General features: G+C 69.6%; 7 protein-coding genes. 3 read left to right on the forward strand and 4 right to left on the reverse strand.

Annotated elements, in window-relative coordinates; all coding sequences use genetic code 11:
- Nucleotides 1–64: 64 nt before the first annotated feature.
- Nucleotides 65–1,330: an anion transporter gene (locus tag QQK43_RS18395; RefSeq protein ID WP_284308932.1), complete on the reverse strand. Its 1,266-nt coding sequence runs from the start codon at nucleotides 1,328–1,330 to the stop codon at nucleotides 65–67.
- Nucleotides 1,331–1,450: 120 nt separating this feature from the next.
- Here QQK43_RS18395 and chrA point away from each other — a divergent pair, with 120 nt between their 5' ends.
- Nucleotides 1,451–2,797 (forward strand): chromate efflux transporter, encoded by a 1,347-nt coding sequence (gene chrA / locus QQK43_RS18400; protein ID WP_284308933.1) that lies wholly within the window; start codon nucleotides 1,451–1,453, stop codon nucleotides 2,795–2,797.
- Nucleotides 2,798–2,819: 22 nt separating this feature from the next.
- On the opposite strand, the gene QQK43_RS18405 is transcribed toward chrA, so the two are convergent.
- Both QQK43_RS18405 and QQK43_RS18410 read right to left on the reverse strand, forming a co-directional pair.
- Nucleotides 2,820–3,800, reverse strand: a complete 981-nt coding sequence (locus QQK43_RS18405) for an MBL fold metallo-hydrolase (protein WP_284308934.1) — start codon at nucleotides 3,798–3,800, stop codon at nucleotides 2,820–2,822.
- Between the two features lie 111 nt (nucleotides 3,801–3,911).
- Nucleotides 3,912–4,508 carry a TetR/AcrR family transcriptional regulator gene (locus QQK43_RS18410; RefSeq protein ID WP_234267431.1) on the reverse strand — a complete coding sequence of 199 codons (597 nt, stop codon included), beginning with the start codon at nucleotides 4,506–4,508 and terminating at the stop codon, nucleotides 3,912–3,914.
- Nucleotides 4,509–4,663: 155 nt separating this feature from the next.
- On the opposite strand from QQK43_RS18410, the gene QQK43_RS18415 reads away from it, so the two are divergent.
- Complete coding sequence (locus QQK43_RS18415; RefSeq protein ID WP_284308935.1) at nucleotides 4,664–5,041, forward strand: TfoX/Sxy family protein; 378 nt, start codon at nucleotides 4,664–4,666, stop codon at nucleotides 5,039–5,041.
- A 19-nt stretch (nucleotides 5,042–5,060) separates the two neighbouring features.
- Here QQK43_RS18415 and QQK43_RS18420 read toward each other — a convergent pair whose 3' ends face one another.
- The gene (locus QQK43_RS18420) at nucleotides 5,061–5,546 is read right to left on the reverse strand and encodes a DUF2917 domain-containing protein (RefSeq protein WP_284308936.1); all 486 of its coding nucleotides are present in this window, start codon (nucleotides 5,544–5,546) and stop codon (nucleotides 5,061–5,063) included.
- Nucleotides 5,547–5,667: 121 nt separating this feature from the next.
- Here QQK43_RS18420 and QQK43_RS18425 point away from each other — a divergent pair, with 121 nt between their 5' ends.
- The gene (locus QQK43_RS18425) at nucleotides 5,668–6,687 is read left to right on the forward strand and encodes a LysR substrate-binding domain-containing protein (protein WP_284308937.1); all 1,020 of its coding nucleotides are present in this window, start codon (nucleotides 5,668–5,670) and stop codon (nucleotides 6,685–6,687) included.
- Nucleotides 6,688–6,776: the final 89 nt, after the last annotated feature.

Consider the following 6,776-nt stretch of genomic DNA (forward strand, 5'->3'; position numbering starts at 1 on the left):
GAGCCCTGCCGTCATGCCCGCGAAAGCGGGCATCCAGAACGCGCCCCAAGTCGCCTTGACAGGCTCACCAGCTGAACCAGAGCACCGCGAGCGACAGCAGCGTCACGGGCATCGCCACCAGCGCGTGGCGGCGCCAGTCGAGCGTGATGCCTTCGCGGGCGGCGAGGTCGGCCACGATCAGGTTGGCGATCGAGCCGACCAGCAGCAGGTTGCCGGCAAAAGTGCTGGCCAGCGCCAGCAGCACGCCGCTTTGCTGCGGGTCGCCGCCCAGATGCGGCAGCAGCAGCATCACGGCGGGCACGTTGGAGACCAGATTCGACAGCGCCGCGCTGGCCACCAGCAACGCGCCCGGATCGCTCAGGTGCACGCCGTGCGCCGCCAGCCAGGCCACGGCCTCGCCCGCCAGGCCGGTGTCCTGGAAGGCGTGATTCACGACGAACAGGCCGATGAAGAGCAGCAGCAGTTGCCAGTCGACGAAACCCATGACGTCGGCCGAATGCAGACGCCGGCTGAGCAGCAGCAGCGCGGCCCCGACCAGCGCGGCCACGTCGCGCGGCCAGTCGGTGAACAGGAACACCCCCATCAGCGCCAGCGCGACGCTCAGCCCCTTGACGGTCTGCCAGCGGTCGTAGGGCGGCTCTTCGGCCAGGGGCGCCACCGGCACCGCCAGCGGCCGCGCCAGCTCGGGGGCACCGCTGCGCGCGCCCGGCCCGAAGGCCAGCCAGGCCCAGAGCAGCCCCAGGCTCACGCCCACCGGCAGCAGCGCCTGGCGCACGAAATCGCCGAAATGCAGTTTCAGCACCGACCCGATCAGCATGTTCTGCGGGTTGCCGATGAGCGTGGCGGCCGAGCCGATGTTGGCCGCACACGCCAGCCCGATGAGAAAGGGCAGCGGATTGAGACCGCGCTGCAGACACAGCCGCGCGACCACGGGTGTCATGGCCAGGCAGATCACGTCGTTGGAGAACACGGCCGAGAGGCCCGCCGCGACCACGATGATCGCCGCCAGCAACCCGCGGCGCGACAGCGGCAAGGCGCCCACACGGCGGGTGACTTCGGTGTAGAAGCCGCCCAGGCGCATCTGCGCCGACACCACCATGAAGGCAAACAGCAGCACGATGGTGGGCACGTCGACCGCGCGCGCGGCCATCTCCACGCCTTCGCCGGTGATGGCGATCACGGCAATGGCGCCCAGCAGTGCCACGCCGGAGCGGTCCAGCCGCAGACGCGGCAGCCCCCCCAGGAACATGCCGAGATAGACGATGGCGAAAACAGCCACCACCCCCCAGTCGGTGGGCGGATGGGTGACCAGGGATTCGGGCAGGTTCATGGGCCGCGTCAGGAACGGGGTAAAGGGACCCGCATTGTCCGGCAAGCGCGACGGCCCCAGCGCCCGCCATGCCGCTGACACAGGGCGCCGATAAGATGCCGCACCGTCCACCCGATCACCATGAACCCTGCCCCTTCCGACACCCCGCCGCCAGTGCCGCTTTCGCAGGCCCTGCGCTACTGGCTGCGCCTGGGCTTCATCAGCTTTGGGGGACCGGCCGGCCAGATCGCGTTGATGCACCACGACCTGGTGGTGCAGCGCAGATGGATGTCGGAAAAGCGCTTTTTGCACGCGCTCAACTACTGCCTGCTGCTGCCCGGACCGGAAGCCCAGCAACTGGCCACCTACCTGGGCTGGCTGATGCACCGCACCTGGGGCGGTGTGCTGGCGGGGGTGTTGTTCGTGCTGCCGTCGCTGCTGCTGCTCACCGGGCTGTCATGGATTTATCTGGCCTTCGGCGACCAGCCCTGGGTGGCGGGGGTGTTCGACGGGATCAAGCCCGCTGTGACCGCCATCGTGCTGCAGGCCGCGCTGCGCCTGGGGGGCCGCACGCTGCGCAACCGCTGGCTGTGGGGCCTGGCCCTGGCCGCCTTTCTGGGACTGGCGGTGTTCCGGCTGCCTTTTCCGGTGATCGTGCTGGCCGCCGGCCTGGCCGGGTGGATCGGCGGGCGGCTGGCGCCCGCAGCCTTCCTGCCCGGCGGGCCGACGCCGCACGCGGCCGCCCCGGCCCCCGCAGCACCAGCGGCACTGATCGACGACCACACGCCACCCCCGCCGCACGCCCGCTTTCGCCTCGGTGGGTTGGCCCGGGTGCTGGCCGCCGGCGCCCTGCTCTGGGGCTTGCCCATGGGCCTGCTCACGGCCGTGCTGGGCTGGCAGCACGACTACACGCAAATGGCCTGGTTCTTCACCAAGGCGGCGTTCATGAGTTTCGGGGGGGCTTATGCCGCCCTGCCCTATGTGGTGCAGGGCGCGGTGGCGCAGTACGGCTGGCTCACGCCGGTGCAGGTCATGGACGGGCTGGCACTGGGCGAAACCACGCCCGGCCCGCTGATCATGGTGGTGGCGTTCGTGGGGTTCCTGGGCGGTTACGGCAAGGCCCTGCTCGGGCCCGAGCACCTGTTCCTGGCGGGCGCGCTGGCCGCCCTGCTGGTGACCTGGTTCACCTTCCTGCCGTCGTTCCTGTTCATCCTGGCAGGAGGCCCGCTGGTGGAGTCCACGCACGGGCGCCTGGGTTTTACCGCGCCACTGGCGGGCATCAGCGCCGCCGTGGTGGGCGTCATCGCCAGCCTGGCGCTGCTGTTTGCGGGCCACGTGTTCTGGCCCCAGGGCGTGTCGGGGCCACCCGATCTGGCGGCCATGGCGCTGGCGCTGGGCGCCGCGCTGGCCCTCATCCGGTTCCGGCGCGGCGTGATCGAGGTGATCGGCGTCTGCGCCCTGCTCGGGCTGCTGCAGCGGCTGGCCTGAAGCGCCCGCCGCTGCCGGGGCGTCAGCTCTGCAGCGCCGCCCACATCTCCTTGTCGCGCTCGGCCGTCCAGATGCGCGGGTTCTTGATGCCCTGGGCTTCGTCGTATGCCCGACTTACATCGAACGGCAGGCAGTGTTCGTAGATGAACACATGGCCGAACACCGGATCCATGCTCTTGCGGGTGTGGGCCATGGCGGCCTTGAGGTCCATGCCTGCGGCAGCGGCTTCCTTGCCGGCCTGGAACAGCGTGGTGACCCAGCGCTGGGTGTAGTCGAGCGCCTTGTTGACGTCGGCGTTGCCCTTCATGGCTTCACCGCGGCCCGGCACGATGAACTCGGCGTTGAGGGCGCGCAGCGCTTCGAGCGTGGCGGGCCATTCTTCGAGCTGGGCGTCACCGGTGTAGACGCCGGCTTCGTATTCCACCAGGTCGCCGCTGAACAGCACCTTCTCTGCCTCCACCCAGGCGATGGTGTCGCCGCGCGTGTGGCCCTGGCCCGGGTGCCAGATCTGCACCTTCACGCCACCCAGGTCCACCTCCAGCGAGCCCTGGCGGCCAGGCTGGCCGTCGCCGATCACCAGGGTCGGCCAGGTCAGGCCGGGCACAGAATCGGCGCCGCGGAACAGGCGCGGGAAGCGCTCCATCTCGCTTTGCATGTCCTGCGCACCGCGCTCGACGATCAGTTCGTAGGTGCCGCGGCTGGCGATGATTTCGGTCGCGCCTTCGGCCTTGTAGGCGCTCGCGCCCAGCACGCGCACGGCGTGGTAGTGCGTGAGCAGCACGTATTTGATGGGCTTGTCGCTGACGGTGCGGATCTTGGCGATCAGGTCCTGCGCCATGGCGGGCGTGGCCGTGGCGTCGCTGACCATGATGTACTGGTCACCGATGATCACGCCCGAATTGGGGTCGCCTTCGGCGGTGTAGGCCCAGCAATGCGCGCTGAGCTGTTCAAAGGTGATCTTTTTGTCGGCCAGGTCGGCCTGGGAAGCGAAGGCTTTGCTCATGGGGTGTCTCCAGGTGGGGTAGCAAGGACTGATGCGGATTATTTTACTTAATCGAAATCCATTACGAATGGGTAAACAATAACCCTGTGGCGCACAGGCCCGTTCCGCCGCTCAGCCCAGGCCTTTTTCCAGCAGCGTGACCACTTCTTCGGCGAAGGCGCTGTAGCTCATCTCGCCGCCGGGCCGCAACCAGGTGAAGGTCCAGTTGATCATGCCGAACAGCATCATGGTCAGCGCGGTCTGGTTGACCGGCGTGACCCGCTGCGGGTAGGCCCGGCGCAGGAAGCGGGTGAACGCCGCCACCACATCGCGCTGCCGGTTGAGAATCAGCTCGCGCTGCACCTCGCCCAGGAACTTGGTGTCCGACAGCAGCGCCACGTGGCGCGTGGCCGAGGTTTCGTATTCGGCCAGAAAGGCCCGCACCAGCTCGTGCAGGGCATCGCGTTCGTTCAGGTTCTTGCGCTGGGCACGCGCTTCGGCCTCACCGATCAGCGCCAGCAGCCGCTGGGTGTAGCGGTCGAGCAGGTCGAACAGGATCGCTTCCTTGCTCTCGTAATAGTGGTAGAGCCGGGCCTTGCTGGTGCCGCAGGCGGTGGCGATGTCGTTCATGCTGGCCGCCGGGAAGCTCTGCCGGGCGAAGCACTGGGCGGCGACGTCCAGGATTTCGTCGCGCTTGAGGTCGTGAAAGGCGGATTTGGGGCGGGCCATGAGGGGGCATTGTCCACCCCTGCGCCACCTGTGGTGTCACCCCTGAAAGACGCGGCGTTGGCCGGTCCGGCGCAGCAGGCCCCTACGTGCCCTGACCGGAGGGGCCTGCCTCGTCTCTGCTGGCGTGCGATGTGCGGGCCGGCTACGATGCCCGCATGGTCACCCGCCCCGTCACCGACCCCTTCGCGCTGCACGCCTGCGAACTGCTGGCCTGCCTGGGGCCGTGCAAGGCCACGCGCATGTTCGGCGGCTACGGGCTGTCGGTGGACGGCATGAACGTGGGCATCATCGCCTGGGACACGCTGTTTCTCAAGACCAACGCCGACACCGAGCCCACCTGGCTGGCGGCGGGCGCCCGCCCCTTTGCCTACGAGGCCAAGGGCAAGACCCTGCGGCTGCACTACCACACGCCCCCTGACGAGGCGCTGGAATCGCCCGCGCTGATGGCGCCCTGGGCGCGGCTGGCGCTGCAGGCCGCCGTGGCAGCGCGCAGCACCCCGCCGCGCCGAACCCGGCGGTCCGCGGCGCGCTGAAGCGGCAAAAAGCCGGTCGTCAGGGACGCAGCGATTCCAGCGGCGACAGCACACGGCCGCGCCCGGCCAGCAGCACATCGCCGTAACCGGCCAGCCCCCGCAGCAGGCGTGCCAGCGCTTGCGCCGACTGTCCGAGTGCGGCCGCCAGATCGCGGGCCGGTGCCCCGACCTCGCGGGCGAAACGCCCCGGTGCGGCGGAGAGCGCGCTGTCGTGCCAGTCGAAGCAGACGGGCGACGCATCGCCCGGCGTGGCGAGCGGCTCCATCACCAGGCGGGCACCCGCCGGCACGGTGAGCACATCGCCCACGCCCAGGAAATGGTCGCCCGCGGCCTCGGGCGCCACCCCTTCGACCCCGGCGTAGGTGACCCAGACCCGGCCGTGGCGGACGCGGAGCTGGGCCGTCTTCTGCGGGCACAGGGTCATGGCATGCCCGGGATGCAGACGCCACTGACCGGCGCGGGCGTGGGCCGGAACAGACAACGAAACAACACGATCGGTGGACATGACAGACTCCTCAGGCAGCATCAATATGGCACCGATCTTCGCCCGCTGCGCGCGCCGCGTCCAATGAAATGGCGATAAGCTATTGATTCGAGTTCCGCATCAATCCGCCGGAGACCACCCGATGTCGCTGCCCGCCAGCCACCCCCGCACCCGCCCGATCTCGGCCGGCCATCTGCGCGCCTTTGACGCCGTGGCCCGGCACCTGAACTTCCGCGCGGCGGCGGAGGAGCTGTCCCTCACACAAAGCGCCGTCAGCCGCCAGATCCAGGCGCTGGAGGACGAGGTCGGCACGCCCCTGTTCCTGCGCCACACCCGGGCCGTGGAACTCACCAGCGCGGGGGCCCAGCTGCTGCGTGCCACCGGCGTGGCGCTGGAGCGGATTGATGCGGCGGTGCGCCAGATCCGGCAGAGCGCCGGGCGCCGCAACGTGGCCATCACCACCTGGGCGTCGTTCGCGTCCATGTGGCTGATTCCGCGCCTCGAAGCCTTCCAGCGCGAGCACCCGGACATCGACATCCGCATCGACGCCACCGACGCCGCGGTGGACCTGGCCACGGCCGACGTCGACCTGGCATTGCGCTACGCCGTGCCGCAGTCGATCGGCGCGGGCGCGATCCGGCTCTTCGGTGAACAGCTCACCCCCGTGGCCAGCCCCTGGCTGCTGCGCGAGCAGCCGCTGCACAAGGTGGACGACCTGGCGCGGCACACGCTCATCGAAGCTGGCGACGCCCACCGCACGCGCCACCTCGAATGGCTGACCTGGCAGCGCTGGCTGGAACTGCACACCGTGCCCGCACCGGCCGCCCCGGCGCGCGGCAAGACGCGGTCGCGCCTGAGCCCCAAGCGCTGGCTCTATTTCAACTACGCCAACCAGATCGTGCAGGCCGCGCTCACGGGCCAGGGCGTGGCGCTGGCACGGCTGCCCCTGGTGGCCGAGAGCCTGGCCAACGGCGATCTGGTCGAACCGCTGCCCCGGGCCCGGCTGGACTCGCCCCTGGTCTACTGGCTCCTGGTGGCGCCACGCAGCGCGCAGCGCCCCGAGGTCAAGGCCTTCTGCGACTGGCTGCTGCGCGAGGCCGAGCGCACGCGGCAGGCCATCGGCGACGTGCCCGACCCCGACACGGTGGACCACATCGACTGAGTAACCGTCTTGGAAGTCAAGCGCTGTGAAGCGATTTGTCCCAAGGTTTGCCAGTTCGGACCATGGCATTGAGCGTGGTCAGCAGCTTG

It is taken from the genome of Hydrogenophaga electricum, assembly GCF_030160815.1.
Lineage (GTDB): Bacteria > Pseudomonadota > Gammaproteobacteria > Burkholderiales > Burkholderiaceae_C > Hydrogenophaga > Hydrogenophaga electricum.